This window comes from Mesorhizobium sp. M8A.F.Ca.ET.218.01.1.1 (assembly GCF_004791165.1).
GTDB lineage: Bacteria > Pseudomonadota > Alphaproteobacteria > Rhizobiales > Rhizobiaceae > Mesorhizobium.
The window spans coordinates 78,716-98,728 of the sequence record NZ_SRUZ01000004.1; the positions used below are offsets into that span (position 1 = coordinate 78,716).

Annotated in this window: 19 protein-coding genes; 8 read left to right on the forward strand and 11 right to left on the reverse strand. The window is 62.6% G+C overall.

The window, feature by feature from the left end:
• Positions 1–162 precede the first annotated feature (162 nt).
• Positions 163–1,164, forward strand: coding sequence for a hypothetical protein (locus tag EN861_RS16420; protein ID WP_135864370.1), 1,002 nt, complete (start codon positions 163–165; stop codon positions 1,162–1,164).
• Here EN861_RS16420 and EN861_RS16425 read toward each other — a convergent pair.
• The 7 genes from EN861_RS16425 to EN861_RS16455 all read right to left on the reverse strand — a co-directional run bounded on the left by EN861_RS16425 (position 1,161) and on the right by EN861_RS16455 (position 6,373).
• Positions 1,161–1,598, reverse strand: a complete 438-nt coding sequence (locus EN861_RS16425; protein ID WP_135864871.1) for a GNAT family N-acetyltransferase — start codon at positions 1,596–1,598, stop codon at positions 1,161–1,163. The genes EN861_RS16420 and EN861_RS16425 overlap by 4 nt on opposite strands.
• Positions 1,598–2,389 (reverse strand): molybdopterin-binding protein, encoded by a 792-nt coding sequence (locus EN861_RS16430; protein ID WP_127277657.1) that lies wholly within the window; start codon positions 2,387–2,389, stop codon positions 1,598–1,600. The genes EN861_RS16425 and EN861_RS16430 overlap by 1 nt, the downstream gene beginning before the upstream one ends.
• Position 2,390: 1 nt before the next feature.
• Entirely contained in the window at positions 2,391–3,272 is an 882-nt protein-coding gene (locus EN861_RS16435) for a cytochrome b/b6 domain-containing protein (RefSeq protein ID WP_127872612.1), read from the reverse strand.
• Between the two features lie 97 nt (positions 3,273–3,369).
• Positions 3,370–4,047 carry a DUF1345 domain-containing protein gene (locus EN861_RS16440; RefSeq protein WP_127277653.1) on the reverse strand — a complete coding sequence of 226 codons (678 nt, stop codon included), beginning with the start codon at positions 4,045–4,047 and terminating at the stop codon, positions 3,370–3,372.
• 30 nt (positions 4,048–4,077) lie between these two features.
• Positions 4,078–4,545 (reverse strand): YaiI/YqxD family protein, encoded by a 468-nt coding sequence (locus EN861_RS16445; protein ID WP_135864373.1) that lies wholly within the window; start codon positions 4,543–4,545, stop codon positions 4,078–4,080.
• Between the two features lie 65 nt (positions 4,546–4,610).
• Positions 4,611–5,180, reverse strand: a complete 570-nt coding sequence (gene gfa, locus EN861_RS16450; protein ID WP_127872609.1) for an S-(hydroxymethyl)glutathione synthase — start codon at positions 5,178–5,180, stop codon at positions 4,611–4,613.
• Between the two features lie 65 nt (positions 5,181–5,245).
• Positions 5,246–6,373: an S-(hydroxymethyl)glutathione dehydrogenase/class III alcohol dehydrogenase gene (locus EN861_RS16455; protein ID WP_127872608.1), complete on the reverse strand. Its 1,128-nt coding sequence runs from the start codon at positions 6,371–6,373 to the stop codon at positions 5,246–5,248.
• 243 nt (positions 6,374–6,616) lie between these two features.
• On the opposite strand from EN861_RS16455, the gene EN861_RS16460 reads away from it, so the two are divergent.
• The 3 genes from EN861_RS16460 to EN861_RS16470 all read left to right on the forward strand — a co-directional run bounded on the left by EN861_RS16460 (position 6,617) and on the right by EN861_RS16470 (position 13,132).
• The gene (locus tag EN861_RS16460) at positions 6,617–8,629 is read left to right on the forward strand and encodes an acetyl/propionyl/methylcrotonyl-CoA carboxylase subunit alpha (RefSeq protein WP_135864375.1); all 2,013 of its coding nucleotides are present in this window, start codon (positions 6,617–6,619) and stop codon (positions 8,627–8,629) included.
• Between the two features lie 107 nt (positions 8,630–8,736).
• Positions 8,737–12,264 carry a DNA polymerase III subunit alpha gene (gene dnaE / locus EN861_RS16465; protein WP_135864378.1) on the forward strand — a complete coding sequence of 1,176 codons (3,528 nt, stop codon included), beginning with the start codon at positions 8,737–8,739 and terminating at the stop codon, positions 12,262–12,264.
• 64 nt (positions 12,265–12,328) lie between these two features.
• Entirely contained in the window at positions 12,329–13,132 is an 804-nt protein-coding gene (locus EN861_RS16470) for a potassium channel family protein (RefSeq protein ID WP_135864380.1), read from the forward strand.
• Between the two features lie 12 nt (positions 13,133–13,144).
• Here the strand turns inward: EN861_RS16470 and EN861_RS16475 are convergent, their stop codons facing one another.
• Positions 13,145–14,026: a DMT family transporter gene (locus EN861_RS16475; RefSeq protein WP_127872604.1), complete on the reverse strand. Its 882-nt coding sequence runs from the start codon at positions 14,024–14,026 to the stop codon at positions 13,145–13,147.
• A gap of 184 nt (positions 14,027–14,210) precedes the next feature.
• Here EN861_RS16475 and EN861_RS16480 point away from each other — a divergent pair, with 184 nt between their 5' ends.
• Positions 14,211–14,717 carry a hypothetical protein gene (locus tag EN861_RS16480; protein WP_135864383.1) on the forward strand — a complete coding sequence of 169 codons (507 nt, stop codon included), beginning with the start codon at positions 14,211–14,213 and terminating at the stop codon, positions 14,715–14,717.
• Positions 14,718–14,723: 6 nt separating this feature from the next.
• Here EN861_RS16480 and EN861_RS16485 read toward each other — a convergent pair whose 3' ends face one another.
• Entirely contained in the window at positions 14,724–16,052 is a 1,329-nt protein-coding gene (locus tag EN861_RS16485) for a DNA polymerase IV (RefSeq protein WP_135864385.1), read from the reverse strand.
• A gap of 65 nt (positions 16,053–16,117) precedes the next feature.
• Between EN861_RS16485 and EN861_RS16490 the strand changes: the two genes are divergently transcribed.
• Both EN861_RS16490 and EN861_RS16495 read left to right on the forward strand, forming a co-directional pair.
• The gene (locus EN861_RS16490; RefSeq protein WP_127872601.1) at positions 16,118–16,705 is read left to right on the forward strand and encodes a GNAT family N-acetyltransferase; all 588 of its coding nucleotides are present in this window, start codon (positions 16,118–16,120) and stop codon (positions 16,703–16,705) included.
• Between the two features lie 92 nt (positions 16,706–16,797).
• Positions 16,798–18,390: a hypothetical protein gene (locus EN861_RS16495; RefSeq protein WP_245512063.1), complete on the forward strand. Its 1,593-nt coding sequence runs from the start codon at positions 16,798–16,800 to the stop codon at positions 18,388–18,390.
• 36 nt (positions 18,391–18,426) lie between these two features.
• On the opposite strand, the gene EN861_RS16500 is transcribed toward EN861_RS16495, so the two are convergent.
• A complete protein-coding gene (locus tag EN861_RS16500; protein WP_135864386.1) occupies positions 18,427–19,089 on the reverse strand; it encodes a hypothetical protein in 663 nt (220 codons plus the stop codon).
• Positions 19,086–19,385 carry a DUF3572 domain-containing protein gene (locus EN861_RS16505; protein WP_127278639.1) on the reverse strand — a complete coding sequence of 100 codons (300 nt, stop codon included), beginning with the start codon at positions 19,383–19,385 and terminating at the stop codon, positions 19,086–19,088. The genes EN861_RS16500 and EN861_RS16505 overlap by 4 nt, the downstream gene beginning before the upstream one ends.
• 247 nt (positions 19,386–19,632) lie before the next feature.
• On the opposite strand from EN861_RS16505, the gene EN861_RS16510 reads away from it, so the two are divergent.
• On the forward strand, positions 19,633–20,004 hold the full coding sequence (locus tag EN861_RS16510; protein WP_006334976.1) for a response regulator: 372 nt from the start codon (positions 19,633–19,635) through the stop codon (positions 20,002–20,004).
• The last annotated feature ends 9 nt before the right edge of the window (positions 20,005–20,013 follow it).

The following is a 20,013-nucleotide window of genomic DNA, read 5'->3' on the forward strand; positions in this document are numbered from 1 at the left end:
GCTTTAGATCTTTGTTGATGCATGTCGTTCTCCCAAAACCGCTGCACACTTTTGGTCGACATTGATCTCACAAGTCTTCGCTAACCACGCCATTTGGCGGTTTTTCAAGACACTCCTGATATAGCAGGCCGATGTGACGCGTTGGGCGGACGGGGACGACAGATGGGCGAATTGATCATGAGCGCTCCGGTGGCGGGGCTGACGTCGAAGAACCGGATTACTGCGGAGGATGTCGTGATGCTGCGCCGCGACGTGTTCGCCGACGGCGTGGTGACCCGGGGCGAAGCCGAGGCCTTGTTCGCGCTCGATCAGACGGCGCGAGACAAATGCGCGGAATGGGCACCGTTCTTCGTCGAGGCGGTCACCGACTACATCGTCCACCAGGAAAAGCCCTCGGGCTATATTTCGCAGGAAAACGCCGATTGGCTGGTCCGCACGATTTCGCGCGACGGCATGGTCGACAGCCGGACCGAACTCGAATTGCTGGTCCACGTGCTGGAAGAGGCGAAATCATCGCCGAGCCGGCTTTGCGTCTACGCGCTGGAGCAAGTCGCCCACGCGGTCGTCGACGGCAAGGGGCCGCTGATGCTCGGCGGTGTGCTGGTGCCCGGACTGATCGCCAAAACGGAAGTCGAGCTTCTTCGCCGTATCCTCCATGCCCATGGCGGCGATGGCAACATCGCCATCACCCGGGCCGAGGCCGAGGTGCTGTTCAGGATCAACGAGCGGACAGCCCAAGCCAACAACGATCCGTCCTGGAACGACTTGTTCGTCAAGGCGATCGCCAATTTCGTCATGTGCTCGGCCGGTTACGAGGCGCCCACCCGCGAGGTGGCGCTGCGCCACGAAACCTTCCTCGATCACGCGGGCCCGGAAATCGGCGGTTTCTTCAGCCGCATGGTCTCCGGTGGTCTTGCCGGCATTATCGAGGCCTATCGGTCACCTGACGACATAGAGACCGAGTGGGAGGCGAAGAACAGGGCCACCGAGGCGCTGGCCCGACGCGCCGAGACGATCGATGCCGGTGAAGCCGGCTGGCTGGTCGGACATATCGGGGTGAACCGGCCTCTGTACGAGAATGAGCGTGCACTGCTGACTTTGATCAAGCATGCCTCGCCGGAAATCCATCCGGCGCTGAAGCCGTTGCTCGACAAGGTTGCCTAAGCCGCGCCGGCCGCCGCTACCGTTTTACAAAGGATGATGTTGGAATGGCCTTCGGGCCATCCCGCCAGTTCGGCCATGCGCTCGAAGCCGGCCTTTTCATACAGGCCTGGTGCCTGGAAGTCGTGGCTGGCGACCCAGATCTTCTTGACGCCGCGATCGGCCGCCTCGGCGACAAAAGCGTCGAGCAATCGCCTTGCGTGGCCGCGGCCTCGGTGAGCCTCGTCAATCCACATCAATGTGAGCTCGCACGTGCCCGCCCAGGAATAGCCGGCGGCTACTCCGATCGCGTGTCCCGCATCATCACGGATGACAAAGGCCAGTTCCCGGTCGTCGTCGCGGTCCGTCATACGCCGGTTGTCGCGATGGAGACGCTCCTCGAGCGAACTCAACTCGATGGGCGACAGATCGTGCTCGGCCTCTATGCGGGCGGCCATCAAATCCCGCCGTACCAGTCGTAGCCGTTGTCCTCCCAATAGCCGCCGCGGCCGCCGCCAATATTGGCGAAGCCGTCGACCAGTTCGATCTTGTAGAGATATTTCGGCATCTTGTAGCCGAGCTGGCGCTCGACACGGACGCGCAGCGGCGCGCCGTTCTCTACCGGCAGCGGCTTGCTGTTCAGGCCATAGGCAAGGATGGTCTGGGGATGGCGGGCATCGATCAGGTCGATCGTCCCGTAATATTTGATGTCGCCCGACAGGCTGCGGTCGATCGTGTCGAGGCAGTGGAACATGACATAGCGCGCCTGCGGCTTGACCACCGCCTGGTCGAGCAGCAGCGACAGCGGCGTGCCGGTCCATTTGGCGATGCAGCTCCAGCCCTCGACGCAGTCATGGCGCGTGATCTGGGTGCGGCTCGGCATGTTCATGAGCTGCTCGCGGGTGAGCGACAGCGGCTTTTCGACGAGGCCTGAAACCTCTAGGCGCCAATCGGCGAAGTTGTTGGCGAGCAGGGCCTTGTATGCGTCGTCATCCGGCGCGGTGACGCCGTTCGGCCGCATTGGCTGACGAATATCGGCTTCAGTGAATTCCGGCGCCAGCGAACTGCCACCGCCCAGCAACCGTTGTGCCCTGTGGGTCAGGCCATTGGCGTTTTCGAGGAAACCGCGCAGGCCGCTGCCGATGCTGAGCTGGCTGTCGAAGGCGTCGCAACCCGACAGCATGATGCCGGAAGCGCCAAGGCTGGCGGCGGTGAGGAATTTCCGGCGGCTGATCTCGAATTTTGCCATGTCAGGCACTCCTCTCGGATGTGTTGTCGTCATGCGCGGGAGGATCGGTGCGGTACCAGCCGGTGATGATCGAACGCAGCTCATTGATCGGGCCGGCGGCCAGAATCATCAGGATGTGAATGATGAAGAAGGCAACCAGCAGAGCCATGACGGTGAAATGAATAGTGCGTGCCGTCTGCCGCCCGCCGAGCAGATCGTTGAGGAAGGGCAGCACCGAATCCATGCTCGGCGACATGGCGAGGCCCGTGATAATCATCAGAGGCAAGAGCACGAACAGCACGCCGCCATAGGCCATTTTCTGCAATGTGTTGTATTCGCGCGTGTGGTGGAATTTGAGCCTGGCGTGATTGGCGATGTCCTGTGGCAAGCGTTTGAGGTCATCCAGGCGCGGCGCCAGATCGCGGCGGATGTGGCCGTTGATCAGGCCGGCGACCAGCCAGACCAGCAAAGTCGCAGTCAGGATCCAGGCAAAGAAGAAATGGATCACACGGGCGGTGCCGAGGTCATAGTAGGAGGGGATCGTCGCCCAGGATGGGAAACCGCGCGCCGTCTCGTTACCGGCAGGACCCGACCAACCGAGGACGCCTGTCGTGTCGAAGCGGTGCCCGAAGATTTCGGTGTAACCGCGCGGACCGGCATTGGTGTTTTCGGCGCCTATGGCGAAAATGGTGTTGCTGTAGCCGAAGCCGGATTGCTTGCCGATGTAGAGCTGCGGCCGGGCATTGAAAATCTGCAGGCCGGATAGCAGCATGAAAAACAATGAGATGGCCCAGAGCCAGTGTGTCAGCCGCGTCCATCGCGACTGCCGGTAGATCAATGTTTTCTCTTTTGAAGCGGGGACACCCGGTCCAATTTCGGATTGGCTTCTGGCAACCGATTCCATCTTGTCTGGTCTCCCGGCCTTGCGGCTTGGCCTACGTGTTCATTGTCCTCCTGATACGTCGCGATCCAAACCGATGTTTCATCCGATCACGGATTTATTACGGACCGCCCAGGCTGACGGCGAGATTGACGGCCGCGGCCACGATGACGGTGTTGAAGAAGAACGACAGGACCGAGTGGACAAGCACGACACAACGCATGTGCGTCGTGGAAATGTTTGTGTCGGCGGTCTGTGCCGTCATGCCGATGACGGTCGAGAAATAGAGGAAATCCCAGCCCTCGGGGCGTTTGTCGCCCGGGAACAGCAGACCGCCGACCGGGATTTTCTTGTTGGTCTCGGCGTCGACCGCATCGCCGTCCATCCAGTAGACATGGGCATAGTGGAGCGCCGCCATGGCATGGATGGTGAACCAGCCGAGCGGGATCGACAGCAGCGCGAAGCCGAGTTGGATCGGGTGATCCCCATCTTTCCGATTGATCAGCAGGAACAAGGAGACAACGGCAAAGCCGACGACAACGAGCGTCACCGCGAAGATGACCAGCACCGGCTGATCGGTGGCGCGTGCATTCTTGCTGAGATACTTGCCGGTGAGTTTGGGCATCTGGCTGACGACAAGAACGACGTAAGCGGCAAAAAATGCGTTGGCGCCGATCGAATAGGCGAGCGGGGCGTGCAGCAGCAACGCCACAAGCAGCGCAAACGCACCGAGACACGCCGATACCGCAAACAGCATGTGGCGCTGCATGGGTTTCTCGATCGGGGTTTCGGCGGCCATGGCGGTCTCCACCTGGATGGCGCTTTGTTGCTAGTCCGGTGTGGCGGATTTCAGCGCGCGCCGCAAGATACGGTCGAGTTCGCCGAGGAAGCGCGAGCGGTCCTGCGGCGCGAAGGAGGCATTGTAGCCCTTGCTTTCGCCGGTTTCGCGCAGATGCTGCTTGAGGTCCCGCATCGCTACCGCCATGCCGATCGTTTCCGGTGTGAAGGGCCGCCCGGTCGGTCCCAACACATGCGCGCCGAGCGCCACCGTGCGGGCGGCAAGCGGAATATCCGCTGTTACCACGATGTCGTTTGATTTCGCGTTGTCGACGATCCAGTCGTCAGCGGCATCGGCGCCCTTGGAGACGACGACATTGCGGATCATCGGGTCGCGCGACGGCCGCAGGCCGCCATTGGAGACGTAAGTGACCACGACGCCATGGCGTTCGGCGACCTTTTCGACCTCGGCCTTGACCGGGCAGGCGTCGGCGTCGACGTAGATGGCGGGTGCGGGCATCGTCTCTCCAGAAACAAGCAGGGGCCGGAAACGCAACCGGCCCCATACCTGAAATGTCACAGTTGTCAGGCGGGCAGCGCGCCGGACTTCTTGGCCGTCCAAGTGGCGATGTAATCCATCAGGCCCGGATTGAGGCAGTCATAAGGCTCCAGCCCGATTGTCTTCAGCCGGGCCCGGATGCCGTCCATACGCTTGGGATCAACTCCGGATTCGATGATCGACGAGACGAAGGCGGTGAAGCCCGGTGGCGACCAGCCATCCTCCTCGAAGCGCTCGGGATGGATGAAGGACAGGCCCTTGAATGGATGGTCGCGCTCGACCGGCCCGTGCATGTGGACGCCGCAGCCGGTGCAGGCATGGCGCTGGATCAGCGCAGAGGGGTCGACCACTTTGAGCTTGTCGCCGTTCTCGGTGACGGTGACGTCGCCGGTGCCGGCAACCGCCACCACCGAGAACACCGCGCCGTCAGGCTTCCAGCATTTGGTGCAGCCGCAAGCATGGTTGTGGGCGATCTGGCCCTTGACCTTCACCTTGACCGGCTTGCTGGTGCAGGCGCAGACCAGCGTGCCGCCGGCAAAGCTCGCGCTTTCCCTTGGCAGCCCATTGTCGATTTTCGGATGCAGTTTTTCCGCCATTCCATTTCCTCCCATGTTTCACCACAGAGGTCGCTGGCCGATTGGCAGGCGGCATGTGGCCGTCTTCAGTAAACCACGACACTCCGGATCGACTTGCCCTCATGCATCAGGTCGAATCCCCTGTTGATGTCCTCTAGCTTCAGCGTATGGGTGATCATCGGGTCGATCTGGATCTTGCCGTCCATGTACCAGTCGACGATCTTGGGCACGTCGGTGCGGCCACGCGCGCCGCCGAAGGCGGTGCCCATCCAGCTGCGGCCGGTGACCAGCTGGAACGGTCTTGTCGAAATCTCCTGGCCAGCGCCGGCGACGCCGATGACGACGGACTTGCCCCAGCCGCGATGCGAAGCCTCCAGCGCCTGGCGCATCACCTTGGTGTTGCCGGTGCAGTCGAAGGTGTAGTCGGCGCCACCGATCTGGTCGGCGCCGCGCTTGGTCATGTTGACGAGGTGGGGAACGATGTCGCCCTCGATCTCCTTCGGATTGACGAAATGCGTCATGCCGAAGCGCTCGCCCCAGGCCTTCTTGTCGTTGTTCAAATCGACACCGATGATCATGTCGGCGCCGGCAAGTTTCAGGCCCTGGATGACGTTGAGGCCGATGCCGCCGAGGCCGAAGACCACTGATGTGGCCCCTTGTTCGACCTTGGCGGTGTTGATGACCGCACCGATGCCTGTGGTCACGCCACAGCCGATGTAGCAGATCTTGTCGAAGGGAGCGTCGGGGTTGACCTTGGCGACCGCGATCTCGGGCAGCACGGTGAAGTTGGAGAAGGTCGAGCAGCCCATATAGTGAAAGATCTTGTCCTTGCCGATCGAGAAGCGCGACGAGCCGTCGGGCATCAGGCCTTGCCCCTGGGTGGCGCGGATGGCGGTGCAAAGGTTTGTCTTGCGCGACAGGCAGGACGGGCACTGCCGGCATTCGGGCGTGTAGAGCGGGATGACATGGTCGCCCTTCTTGACAGAGGTAACGCCCTTGCCGACATCGACCACCACGCCGGCGCCTTCATGGCCGAGAATGGCCGGGAAAATGCCTTCGGGATCGGCGCCAGACAGCGTGAATTCGTCGGTGTGGCAGATGCCGGTCGCCTTGATCTCGACCAGCACCTCGCCATCGCGCGGTCCCTCGAGGTCGACCTCCATGATCTCCAGCGGCTTTCCGGCGGCGACAGCGACTGCGGCGCGGGTTTTCATCGGGCAATTCCTCCAAGGCGATTTTTGTGTCCAAGTTTTCAGGTTTTGGGCTGCTCATCAACTGTCAGATGAGACGAAATGTCGGCTTTGTTGACGCAGATAGCACACCATTCGACAACCGGTTCGGCAGAGAGCGCAATGGCGCGTCGCTGGCGCGGCTTTCATGTCGTCCATCGCGGTACTTGAGACATGGCGACATAGTCCATAGAACTGAACCGTTCGCCGGAGGGGAATTCTGCCCGCATGTTCACCAAGATCCTGATCGCCAACCGTGGCGAGATCGCCTGCCGCGTCATCAAGACGGCGCGCAAGATGGGCATTGCCACGGTCGCCGTCTATTCCGACGCCGATCGCGATGCCGTGCATGTCGAGATGGCCGACGAAGCCGTTCATATCGGGCCATCGCCCGCTGCGCAGAGCTATCTCGTGCCGGAAAAGATCATCGCCGCCTGCAAGGCGACCGGCGCCCAGGCCGTGCATCCGGGCTACGGGTTCCTGTCGGAACGGGCCGCCTTCTGCGAAGCGCTGGAAGCGGAAGGCATCGTCTTCATCGGGCCGAAACCCAAAGCCATCAAGGCGATGGGCGACAAGATCGAATCGAAGAAATTCGCCAACGCCGCCAAGGTTTCCACCGTGCCCGGCTGGCTCGGCGTCATCGAAAATGCCGACCATGCCGAAAAGATCGCCGGCGAGATCGGCTATCCCGTCATGATCAAAGCCTCGGCCGGCGGCGGCGGCAAGGGCATGCGCATCGCCTGGGACCAGTCTGAAGTGCGCGACGGGTTCGATCGGGCACGCTCCGAGGCCAAGAGTTCGTTTGGCGACGACCGGGTGTTCATCGAGAAATTCGTCGTCGATCCCCGCCATATCGAGATCCAGGTGCTGGCCGACGCGCATGGCAACGCGCTCTATCTCGGCGAGCGCGAATGCTCGATCCAGCGCCGCAACCAGAAGGTCGCCGAGGAGGCGCCATCGCCCTTCCTCGATGCCAAGACCAGGAAGGCCATGGGCGAACAGTCGGTGGCGCTGGCAAGGGCCGTCGACTACCAGAGCGCCGGCACCGTCGAGTTCATCGTCGACAAGGACAAGAACTTCTATTTCCTTGAAATGAATACACGATTGCAGGTCGAGCATCCGGTGACGGAACTCGTCACCGGCATCGATCTGGTTGAGCAGATGATCCGCGTCGCCGCCGGCGAAAAGCTTGGCCTCAAGCAGGGCGACATCAAGCTGGACGGCTGGGCGGTGGAAAGCCGGCTCTACGCCGAGGATCCCTATCGCAATTTCCTGCCTTCGATCGGCCGGCTGACGCGCTACCGGCCGCCGGAGGAAGGGCAATTCGGCGACATCGTGATCCGCAACGACACCGGCGTCACCGAAGGCTCTGAGATTTCGATGTTCTACGATCCGATGCTCGCCAAGCTGTGCACCTGGGCACCGACGCGGCTCGAGGCCATCGACGCCATGTCGGAAGCGCTCGACAGCTTTGTGGTCGACGGCATCGAGCACAACATCCCTTTCCTGGCGGCACTGATGCAGCATCCGCGCTGGCGGGAAGGGGCGATATCGACGGGCTTCATCGCGGAGGAATATCCCGACGGTTTTGGCCCCGTCGTGCCGAACAGCGGGGAAAGGGCCGTGCTGGCGTCGATCGCCACCGCGGTGGAACTGCTGCGCCGCGACCGTCTCGACCGGCTGGGCGGGCGGCTGGCGCCGCATTCGGGAGCGCTCAAGCGTGATTGGGTGGTCAAGATCGGCGAGGACTATCTCTCGGCGTCGATCCTCGAAGGCATGATTTCCATCCCGATGGAGATCGACCTGTCGATCGACGGCGGCAAGGCGCTGACCGTTGCATCTGACTGGCGGCCCGGCGACCTGATCTGGCGCGGCACGGTCGGCAAGCACAGGGTCGCCGCCCAGATCCGGCCTGTCGCCAATGGCCTGCGCATCGCCTGGAAAGGCATGTCGGTGACGGCGCGTGCCATGCTGCCGCGCACCGCCGAGCTTGAACGGCTGATGCCGGAAAAGGTGGCGCCGGACACGTCGAAACTGCTGGTCTGCCCGATGCCCGGCCTAGTGGTGTCGATTGCCGTTGCCGTGGGCCAGGAGGTCAAGGCCGGCGAAACCTTGGCCGTGGTGGAGGCAATGAAGATGGAAAACGTGCTGCGCGCCGAGCGCGATCTTGTCGTCTCGAAACTCAACGCCAAGCCGGGCGACAGCCTGGCTGTCGACGCGGTAATCATGGAATTCGCGTGAGCGGGCTGGAAGCCTGTGGTCAGTAGTCGTTTGTGCTGGACTGGTATCGCCCGGTCCCGGACAATACATTCTCATCGACTCAAAGACCTTCGGCAGCTCGAAAAACCATGGCGGACGACAGACTTCCACGCGACCCACTGAAGCGCGAAGCCGCGATTGCTGCCGCGCGGCCTGAAATACCGGCACGGCCGTTCGTCCATCTGCGCGTGCATTCGGCCTATTCGCTGTTGGAAGGCGCGCTGCAACTCGGCAAGATCGTCGGCCATGCCGTCAAGGACGAAGCGCCGGCCATCGCCGTCACCGATACCAACAATCTGTTCGGCGCGCTGGAGTTCTCGCAGAAGGCGGTGAAGGACGGCATCCAGCCGATCATTGGCTGCCAGATCGCTCTCGCCTTCTCCGGCGAAAACAGCGATGGCCAGCGCGACCGCCGCCGGCAAGGTCCCGACATGCGGCCGGTCGTGCTGATCGCGGCCACCGAAGCCGGCTATTCCAATCTGGTCCGGCTGGTCAGCCGCGTATACCTCGAAACACCGCCCGGCGAAGCGGTGCACCTGACCACCGAAATGATGGACGGCCAATGTGACGGCCTGATTTGCCTCAGTGGCGGGCCGCGCGGTCCGATCGGCATAGCCCTGAAGGAAGATCGCCGGGATCTCGCCGAGGCGCGCCTGCTCACGCTCAAGGCGATGTTCGGCGACCGCCTCTATGTCGAACTGGACCGGGTTTCGGGTTATGATCGCATGATCGAGAAATCCTCGATCGATCTCGCCTATTCCCATGAATTGCCGCTGGTCGCCACCAACGAGGCCTTCTTCTCGTCGCGCGACGAGTATGAGGCGCACGATGCGTTGATCGCCATCGCCGAAGGTTCGGTCGTCGCCGTCGACACCCGCCGCCGGCTATCGCCGGACAATTTTCTGCGCAGCCAGGCCGACATGGCGAAATTGTTCGCCGACCTGCCGGAAGCGATCGACAACACGGTCGAGATCGCGTTGCGCTGCTCCTACTATCCGAAAACCCGTAGCCCGATCCTGCCGCGTTTCACGGGCGGCGATGCCTCCGACAAGGACGCCGCCGAAAAGGCCGAGGCCGAGGAACTGGCCCGCCAGGCGCGCCAAGGGCTCGATGCCCGGCTTGCCCTGCACGGACCGACACCGGGCTACACGGTCGAGCAATATCGTGAGCGGCTCGAATTCGAGCTTGGCATCATCGAGAAGATGAAATTCCCCGGCTATTTCCTGATCGTCGCCGACTTCATCAAATGGGCCAAGGCACAAGGCATTCCGGTCGGGCCGGGGCGTGGTTCGGGTGCCGGTTCGCTGGTCGCCTATTCGACGACCATCACCGACATCGATCCGCTGCGTTTCTCACTGCTGTTCGAACGCTTCCTCAATCCGGACCGCGTGTCGATGCCCGATTTCGACATCGACTTCTGCCAGGATCGCCGCGAGGAGGTGATCCGCTACGTCCAGCAGAAATACGGCCGCGACCAGGTCGGCCAGATCATCACCTTCGGTACGCTGCAGGCGCGCGCGGTGCTGCGCGACGTCGGCCGTGTTCTGCAGATGCCCTATGGCCAGGTCGACAAGCTCTCAAAAATGGTGCCTCAGAACCCGGCCAATCCGGTCAAGCTCGCCGATGCCATCGCCAACGAGCCACGCTTTGCCGAGGAGGCCGAGAAGGAGCCGATCGTCCAGACGCTGCTCGACATGGCGCAGAAGCTGGAAGGCCTCTACCGCCATGCCTCAACGCATGCCGCCGGCATCGTCATCGGCGACCGACCATTGTCGGAACTGGTGCCGATGTACCGCGATCCGCGCTCGGACATGCCTGTCACCCAGTTCAACATGAAATATGTCGAGCAGGCCGGGCTGGTGAAGTTCGACTTCCTCGGCCTGAAGACGCTGACGGTGCTGGAGACCGCCGTAAAGCTGATCCGTCGCCGCGGCATCGACATCGATCTCGCGACCATCCCGCTCGACGATCCCGAGACCTACGCGATGCTCTCGCGCGGCGAGGTGGTTGGCGTGTTCCAGGTGGAAAGCGCCGGCATGCGCAAGGCGCTGATCGGCATGCGGCCCGACTGCATCGAGGACATCATCGCGCTGGTCGCGCTCTACCGGCCGGGCCCGATGGAAAACATCCCGACCTACAACGCCAGAAAGCATGGCGAGGAGGAGATGGCCTCGATCCATCCCAAGATCGACCATCTGGTGAAGGAGACGCAAGGCGTCATCGTCTACCAGGAACAGGTGATGCAGATCGCGCAGGAGCTGTCCGGCTATTCGCTCGGCGAAGCCGACCTTCTGCGCCGCGCCATGGGCAAGAAGATCCGCGCCGAGATGGACAAGCAACGCGAGCGCTTTGTCTCCGGCGCGGTCGAGCGCGGCGTCGCCAAGCCGCAAGCCGACTTCATTTTCGACCTGCTGGCCAAGTTCGCCGACTATGGTTTCAACAAGTCGCACGCGGCCGCCTACGCTGTCGTCTCGTACCAGACCGCCTATCTCAAGGCGCATTATCCGGTCGAGTTCCTGGCAGCGTCGATGACGCTCGACATGGGCAACACCGACAAGCTCGCCGACTTTCGCCAGGATGCGCTGCGCCTCGGCATCGAGGTCCTGGCGCCGTCGGTGATGACCAGTTTTCGTGCCTTCGAGGTCGGCGAGAACCGCATCTATTACTCGATGGCTGCCCTCAAGGGCGTCGGCGACGCCGCGGTGGAGCACATCGTCGCCGTTCGCGGCGAAAAGCCGTTCAAGAGCCTGGCCGATTTCTGCGAGAGGGTCGACCCGAAGATCGTCGGCAAGCGGGTTTTCGAAAGCCTGATCATGGCCGGCGCGCTCGACTGCTTCGGCCACGATCGCGCCCAGATGTTGGCTGGCGTCGAGCGGATGATGGGGCTGGCGTCACTCGCCCAGCAGAACGCCGTTTCCGGCCAGGCCGATATTTTCGGCGCCTCGCTCGGCGCCCAGTCGCAGGCGCTCAACCTGCCGCCGACCGATCCGTGGCTCGCCGCCGACCGGCTGCACCGCGAATTCCAGGTCGTCGGCTTCTATCTCTCGGCGCATCCGCTCGACGAGTACAAGGCGGCGCTGCAGAAGATGCGGGTGCAGAACTGGGCGGAGTTCTCCGCTGCCGTCAAGCGCGGCGCTTCCGCAGGCAGGCTTGCCGGCACCGTTACCAGCAAGCAGGAGCGCAAGACGCGCACCGGCAACAAGATGGGCGTGGTGGCCTTTTCCGACACCTCCGGCCAGTACGAGGCCGTGTTGTTTTCAGAAGGATTGGCCCAGTACCGCGATCTCCTCGAAGCCGGCCGCTCCGTTGTCATCACCGTCGCGGCGGAAGACAGGCCCGAGGGTGTCAACCTGCGCATCAACTCCGTCCAATCGCTGGAAGACGAAGCAAGCCGCATCCAAAAGGCGCTGCGCATTTTCGTCCGGAACGATGGGCCTGCCTCGATGATCCAATCCCAGCTCACCCAGCGCGGTGAGAGCCAGGTGAGCATCATCGTGATCAAGGAAGAGGCGCAGGGCGAGGTCGAGATTGCCTTGCAGGGCGGCTATCGCGTCTCTCCGCAGATCGCCTCGGCGATGCGCGCCGTGCCGGGCGTGGTCGAAGTGGAACTGGTGTGATCTGCGCACTTGCCAGACGGCAATCCCAGGGAAGGCATCCGCTGCTCACGCTGTCGCGATCGGCATGACAGGCGCCGACAGCAAGGCACCGCAGGGTCTCTCCGTGACGGCACAGCTGCGCGACACGCTGCGCAGGCTCTATCATGGACGCTCGCCCGCCGCGTTCCGGTTCCAACTGATCGCTGTCATCATCGACCTCGCCATCATCGCCTTCTTCATCGCCACGCCGGTCATCCAGCAATCGGCCTCGTTTCTGTGGCTGGACTATGCCGTGGCGGCCCTCGTCGCCGCCGATCTGGGCGCCAGGCTGCTGGCCTCAAACGACATGCTGCGCCTGATGAAGCAGCCGACCTTCTGGGTGGATGCCTTCATCCTTCTGACGTTGCTGATGCCGACGGCGCTCGCAAATCTAGGCTTTCTGCGCATACTGCGGCTGTGGTCGCTATCGCGCAGCGGTTCGATCTGGCGGCATTTCGAGATGCGCGGCCTGAGACCCTGGCGCGAGGCAAGCCACGCGGTCATCAATCTTTTGACCTTTCTCTTTGTCATCACGGGCTTCGTCTACACATTCTTCTTCCGCAACGGAGCCGGGCTGGAAAACTACATCGACGCGCTCTACTTCACCGTCGCGACCGTAACGACGACCGGCTTCGGCGACATCGTGCTGCCGGGCATCGCCGGCAAGCTGACGGCGATCGTCACCATGATCGTCGGCATATCGCTGTTCGTCAGGCTGGCGCAGGCGATCTTTCGGCCGGCCAAGGTGTTCTTTCCATGCCCGCAGTGCGGGTTGCAGCGGCATGAACCGGACGCCGTGCACTGCAAGGCCTGCGGACACGTCCTCAACATACCGAACGAGGGCGACTGATCGGCGGCGGTTTTACGAAGCGGCCACTTCCGCCGGCCTTGCCGGTTTCCGCTGTAGATTGAGCAGGTTGCCCATCAGGATGAGCAGTGCGCCGCCGGCGGTGAAAGCGTCGATCTGTTCGCTGTAGAGCAGCCAGCCGATCAGCGCCGACAACGGCACGCGCAGGAAATCCATCGGCGAAATGACGGTGGCGTCGGCATAGCCAAGCGCGCGGGCCATGCAGAAGTGGGACGACATGCCGGTGAAGGCAATCAGCACGATCCACGGCCACAGTTGCAGTGGCGGGTTGCGCCACTCGTAAAGGGCTGGAACGAGGCCGACCACCGACTGGATGATCAGCATCCAGAAGATGATGCGTACGACGCTGTCCGTCCGCGTCAGCGATTTGACCATGACCACCGAGATGCCGAAGCAGACCGCGGCGCCGAGCACGACGAGATGGCCCGGATCGACCGAGCCCACACCGGGCCGAACGATGACCACCACGCCGATCAGGCCCAGCACGATCGCGGCAAGCTTTGGCCTGGACAGCCTTTCACCAAGAAAAGTCACCGCCAGGATAGCCGTCCAGATCGGTGTGGTGAATTCGATCGAAATCAGCACGGCCAGCGGAATCAAGGTCAAGGCGTAGAGCCATGCCGCCTGCCCGGTATAGTGGATGACGTTTCGGGCGAGATGGGCGAGGGGACGTTGCGTGCGCATCGCCGCAAACCCGCCGCTCGCAAACACCAGCGGCAAGAGGATAAAGAAGCCGATCACCGAGCGCAGTTCCAGCACCTGGAAGACGTTGAGTTCGGCCGTGGTGGCGCGGCCGGCGACGGACATCGCCAGGAACGACGTGATCGACAGCGCCATCCAGAACGCTGCCTTGGGGATCGAAGGGGTGGGTGCCATGTCCGCTATGTCGCAAGCCGGGGTTTTTGCCGCAACCACTAGCCGCCCCATTTGACTGGGCCAGAGACTTTGCGCGCTGTTGCAAAACAGTCTTGTCGGAACCTGACATGGCAAGGTGCGTTGAGTCGCGGTATCCGCCTGAGCATCGCCGATTGCCCTTCCACCCGTCACAAGGAGACCTTCGATGACATCACTCACGCGGTTTGCGCTTGCTGGATGCCTGCTCGTCGCGGCCACTGCCGCGCGTGCCGACGACAGCAAATTTCTCCAGTCCTTCCAGGGCAGTTTCGCCGGCAAGGGAACTGTTCAGGTGACGACGCAGGCGCCGACGGTCAGCGTTTCCTGCACATTCAAATCGGATGCGACATCGTCTTCGCTGTCGCTCGACGGCAACTGCCGCGGCCTGATCCTGGTGACACGCGCCATCAGCGCCCGTCTGAAGACCAGCGGCGCCAAATACAGCGGCGTCTATGTGGGATCGCGCACCGGACCGGCGCAGCTGAACGGAAATCGTTCTGGCAATGCCATAAACCTCGCCATCCGCTGGGCCAAGGAGGTCAATGGCGACCGCACCGCGCAGCTTACCGTACAGAAAAACGGGGCGGACGGCATTGTTTTGACCGTGGTCGACCGTGATCCCAAGACCGGAAAGAGCGTCGTGACCAGCCGCATCGACCTTCGACGCAGCTGATCTGGTTCAATCCTCAAGCGGCTCCGGCGGATGGGCGTCGCGGCCCTTGCCGAAGGTGTAGCCGGTTTGCACCGCCTTGCGCCCGAATTTGTCGCGCAACGCATCGATGGCGCCTTCGGCCATGGCGCGCTTGCGCGACTGGACATCGACCAGATCCGGTGGGTCGGCCTTGTCGTCATCCGAAAGGTCGCTGACGCCGATGCCAAGCAATCGAAATTTTGTCCCGTCCGTCTCCTTGCGAAGAAGCTCCACGCCGGTCGAAAAGATGCGGTCCGCGAGCCGGGTCGGGTCGCCAAGCTGACGGTTGCGCGTGCGCAGCTTGAAATCCTGGGTCTTCAGCTTCAGCACCACGGTGCGACCCGCAATGCCTGACTTCTTCAGCCGCGCCGAGACTTTTTCAGAAAGGCCCCTCAGCACCGAGGTCAGCTCGTCCAGCGAGGCGATGTCGGTGTCGAAAGTGGTTTCGGCCGATACGCTCTTGGCATCCTGGTCGGGGTCGACGCGGCGGACATCCTCACCGCGCGAAAGCCGGTAGAGCCGTTCGCCCATCACCCCGTAGCGACGCATCAGGTCGCTACGCTCCATCTTCTGGAGCTGACCGATGGTGCGGATGCCATCCTGTTCCAGCGTGGCGTTGAACGCCTTGCCGACGCCCCAGATCATGGTCACCGGCTGCGTTGCCAGGAAGCCGACCGCCTCGGCCTCGCCAATTACCGAAAAGCCGCGCGGCTTGCGGAAGTCCGATGCAATCTTGGCGAGGAACTTGCAATAGGACAGGCCGGCCGACACGGTGATGCCGATTTCCTTCTCCACGGCCAGCGCGAAGCGCGCCAGCACCACCGCCGGCGGCAGGCCGTGCAGCCGCTCGGTGCCGGCGAGATCGAGGAACGCCTCATCGATCGACAGCGGCTCGACCAACGGCGTCAACGCCTGCATCATGGCGCGCACCTCGTGGCCGACACGCACATATTTTTCCATGTTGGGCGCGATTACCACCGCCTCGGGGCAGGCCTCGAGCGCCTTGAACATCGGCATGGCGGAACGCACGCCGCGAATGCGCGCTATATAGCAGGCGGTGGAGACGACCCCGCGCTTGCCGCCCCCGACGATCAGCGGCTTGTCCTTGAGCGAAGGGTTGTCGCGCTTTTCGACCGCCGCGTAGAAGGCATCGCAATCGATATGGGCGAGGTGCAGCCGGTAAAGCTCGGGATGGCGGGCCAGGCGAGGGCTGCCGCAGCGTTCGCAGCGGCGCGTTTCACCACGCTGAAACGTCAGGCAGTCACGACAAAAACCGTGATCGGGATTGTTGACAGGAGCCGCCATCACTGCGAACATAAAGAGAACAAATGCAATGGTACGACAGCGCAGGGCCAGCGACAAGCCTGGCCTGGGGAGAACGCATGAGCACGACCATAGTGCCGCTGGCGCCAGAGCTCTGGCCTGATTTCGAGGACCTTTTCGGCAAGCAGGGCGCCTGCTACGGCTGCTGGTGCACGCATTTCCGGCTGGCGCCGGCGGCGCGGCGCGAGAGCAGCCGCGAACGCAACAAGGATCACATCAAGGCGCGCATCGAGGCCGGCCCGCCGCCCGGGCTACTGGCCTTCGAGGACGGCAAGGCGGTTGGCTGGATGCAGATCGGGCCACGCGCCGACGTGCCCGAATGGAACAACAAGGGCAGGGGTTCGGCGCCGATCGAACCCGCCGACGCCTCCGATCCGGCCGTTTGGGCGATCTCATGCTTTTTCATCCGTGCCAAGGCGCGTGGCCGTGGCATCACGCACCGCCTCGTCGAAGGCGGCATCGATTTCGCCCGCAGGAACGGGGCACGGCTTGTCGATGCCTGTCCGATCGACCTGTCCCGCGATTCGCGCTCGATCGGCCTGTTCGTCGGCTCATCCGGGGTGTTCGAGAAGGCCGGGTTCGAGAGGCTCGTGGAGCGCAAGGCCGGTCGGCCGCTGATGCGGCTGACGTTGAAGCCGATTGCCTGACTGTCATCGTCTTGCAGTCGGGATGGTATTTCCGTACCAGAGATGCGAAACGATTTTTGCCTTCGACCGAACGGAGAATTCCCGTGAACCCTATGTTGCCAATTGCGTTTACCGCGCTTCTGCTCAGCGCACCTGCTTTCGGCCAGACCGTCGACAGCCAGGGCGCCAAGCAATTGTCCGATGACCTGTCGCGCTATGTCGGCAAACAGGCGCTCGACAAGGGTATCCTGAAGGTTTCGGCCGAAGGCGACGCCTACAAGATCGTGTTTGATTTCAAGGCGCTTGCCGCGACCTTCCCCGACCAGAAGATGGTGAAATTCGACTTTGCGCCCTACGCCCTGCTGGTCAAGCCGCGCAGCGACGGGTCCTGGGATGTCTCGATGGACTTTTCGCAGAGCGCCTCATTCGAGTTCAACGGTCCCGAGGGAAAGCAGAGCACGCGGTTTTCGATCAAGGACGGCAAGGGCAGCGGCGTCTACGACCCCAAGCTGGCGGCGTTCAGCAGCGCCACCAGTTCGATTGCCGGGATGACGATGTCGTCGCAGGACGCCAAGCAGCAGATGGATGCGAGCGCCGGTGCCGGCACCGCGACCCTGTCCGCGGCCAAGGCAGCCAATGGCGGCGTCGATTTCACGACGACGCAAAAGATTGCGAACTTCGTCGAAGCGATAAAATTCAATGATCCCGAGAGCGGGTTGAATTTTCCCGTTACCGTGAAGTCGCCGGAATTGTCGGTGGAGGCCAGCGGCAAGGGCGTCGAGACCAAGCCACTGCTCGATCTCCTGGCGTTTGCCGTGGCCAATGAGGACGAGAAGACGCTGAAGGCAAACCAGGCGCAGCTCAAGTCGCTTCTGCTTGCCGCGCTTCCGGTGTGGGAGCGTATCGACGGAACCTATGGCTTCAAGGATTTCGCCGTCGACAGCCCGATCGGCACGTTCGGGGCGACCCAGCTCGGCATAGCGTTCGGCTCCGACGGCGTCGCCCAGAATGGCAAGATCAGCTATGGCATCAAGGCTTCGGGACTGACCGTGCCGCAGCAGCTCTTGCCAAGCTGGAGCGTGGCACTGCTGCCCACCGATATCGACCTGAACTTCGGCGGCGCCAGCATCGATCTCGACAGCATGGCGAAGAAGGCGATCGAAGCCTTTGATCTCAATCAGGATCCGCCGCTGCCGGCCGAGTTCGGCGACCAGCTCAAGGCCGACTTCCTGGCCAAGACGCCGAAGGTGGTCATCGGCCACAGCACCGTGAAGAACAAGGACATGGAGATCGCGCTCGAAGGCGAGATGACGACCTTCGGCCAGAAGCCCGATGCAAATCTCACTGTCGACGTCGCCGGCTTCGACAAGATCATGGAGCATCTGCAGGAAGCGGCGAAGGCGGAGCCGGAGGTCGGGCAGTACGTGCCTGTCGCTCTCATGGCAAAGGGTTTTGCCAAGACGCTGCCGGACGGCAAGCTGGAATGGGCTATCAACACCAAGGCCGACGGTTCGGTCACTGTCAACGGCGTCATGCTGAAGCCCGCCGATCCGGCGGTGGATGACAGTGTCGATGATGGTGGCGGCGCGGACGATGAGAGCGGCGATGACAATGGCGGTGGCGCTAACGGCGGTAGCGCTAACGAAGGCAGCAATAGCGGCGGCACCGATAATAATGGCGGGGCAGGGGCCAAGCTGAACCCTTGAGGGGGTAGCCCTCCAGCAATTCCCCCCGGAATTGCGTCAAAGCGCCTGTAGTCCCAGAGCGTTCGCGATCTTCGGCGCGGCTTCGTGCCAGTCCTGGACGACGATGACATCGTCCGAGACCGGGGGCAGGAACGCGCGCAGCGAATTGTCGGCCATCAGGTGGAAGAGATTTGCATCGGCGATCGATTCCCGCACCGACGCCAGATTGTGTGGCTGGTCGTCGACGAAGACCACGGGCCGCCCGGTCTTGCCGCGCAGCCTGGCCACCGCCGGGCCCTTGGCCATCTCGGTGGTCAGCAGCGGATAGGCTAGTCCCAGCGCATCGAGATGGGCGCGGCGCGCGGCGCGATGCCTGTGCGGCATGGCCGTCAGCAATATGATTTCCGCGCGACCTCCAAGTCCCGTCAGGGCCTCCGCGGCGCCATCGGTGATGCTTTGCCAATCAGCTTGCGCGTCGAAGAAATCGCCCAGGAGTGCCGTGACTTCGGGTTGTTCGATCAGGCGGCCGCTGGCCGTTTCGGCAATGTTGCCGGTCAGCCGGAAGGAAGCCAGTGTCAGGCCATAGCCGCGTGCCTTGAGGAAATGCGGAAACGGGCGGATGAATTCGAGCACCACATCGTCGACATCGAGCACCAGCAGCGGCCGGTCGTCGGCCGCAAGTTCCCCGATCTGGCGCGCGGTTTCGGGATCATCGCTCATGTGGAACGCTCGTGATTGTCGTCGCCGAGCGGCAAGGCGCGCAGCGCCTTGCCGACTGCCGCCGGCGGGGTGCCGGTTTCCTCCGCAAAACGCATCAAGGTCGGCTCGTGGGCGAGAATGAACTGCAGGACGCCGGCCAGGAAACCCGGCTCGCCTGCCGCCCGGCGGATCGAATGCGCCTCTATTCCCGTGATCGCCAGAAAGCGCGGTAGAAGCTCGGGATCGGCGGCAACGAAGCCCAATGCCTTCACGGCAATGTTTTCCGCCTCTTCGCGCATTGACGCTGCGTTTGCCATCACTACCTTCGGTGTGTGGAATGAGTCTCTCCCGCAGTAATGGCAAGAGTTGCTTGCGGCAAGCCATTAGAGTGTGGCGCGCCTTTTGGACGCGCAGGGAGGCGAGGCGGAATTCGTGCTGCTTTGCAGGCCGCGGGTTTCCGTTTCGTCAATCATATTGCCGTATAGTGAAGCAGGGTTTGGTGCGTTCAAGGAAAGAGCGCATGACGGCCACCTCCGGGCGGAGGATGGCCGGGACGGGATGTCGATGCCTAAGAAGGTCATGATCGTCGAGGACAACGAGCTCAATATGAAGCTCTTTCGGGACCTCATCGAAGCAAGCGGCTACGAGACGGTGCGCACCCGCAACGGTCTCGAGGCGCTCGACCTGGCGCGCCAGCACCGGCCGGACCTTATCCTGATGGATATCCAACTGCCCGAAGTGTCGGGGCTGGAAGTGACCAAATGGCTGAAGGAGGACGATGATTTGCACGTTATCCCGGTCATTGCCGTGACTGCCTTCGCGATGAAAGGCGATGAGGAGCGCATCCGCCAGGGTGGCTGCGAGGCCTATATTTCGAAGCCGATCTCGGTGCCGCGCTTCATCGAAACCATCAAATCCTATCTGGGCGATGCCTGATGTGCCCTT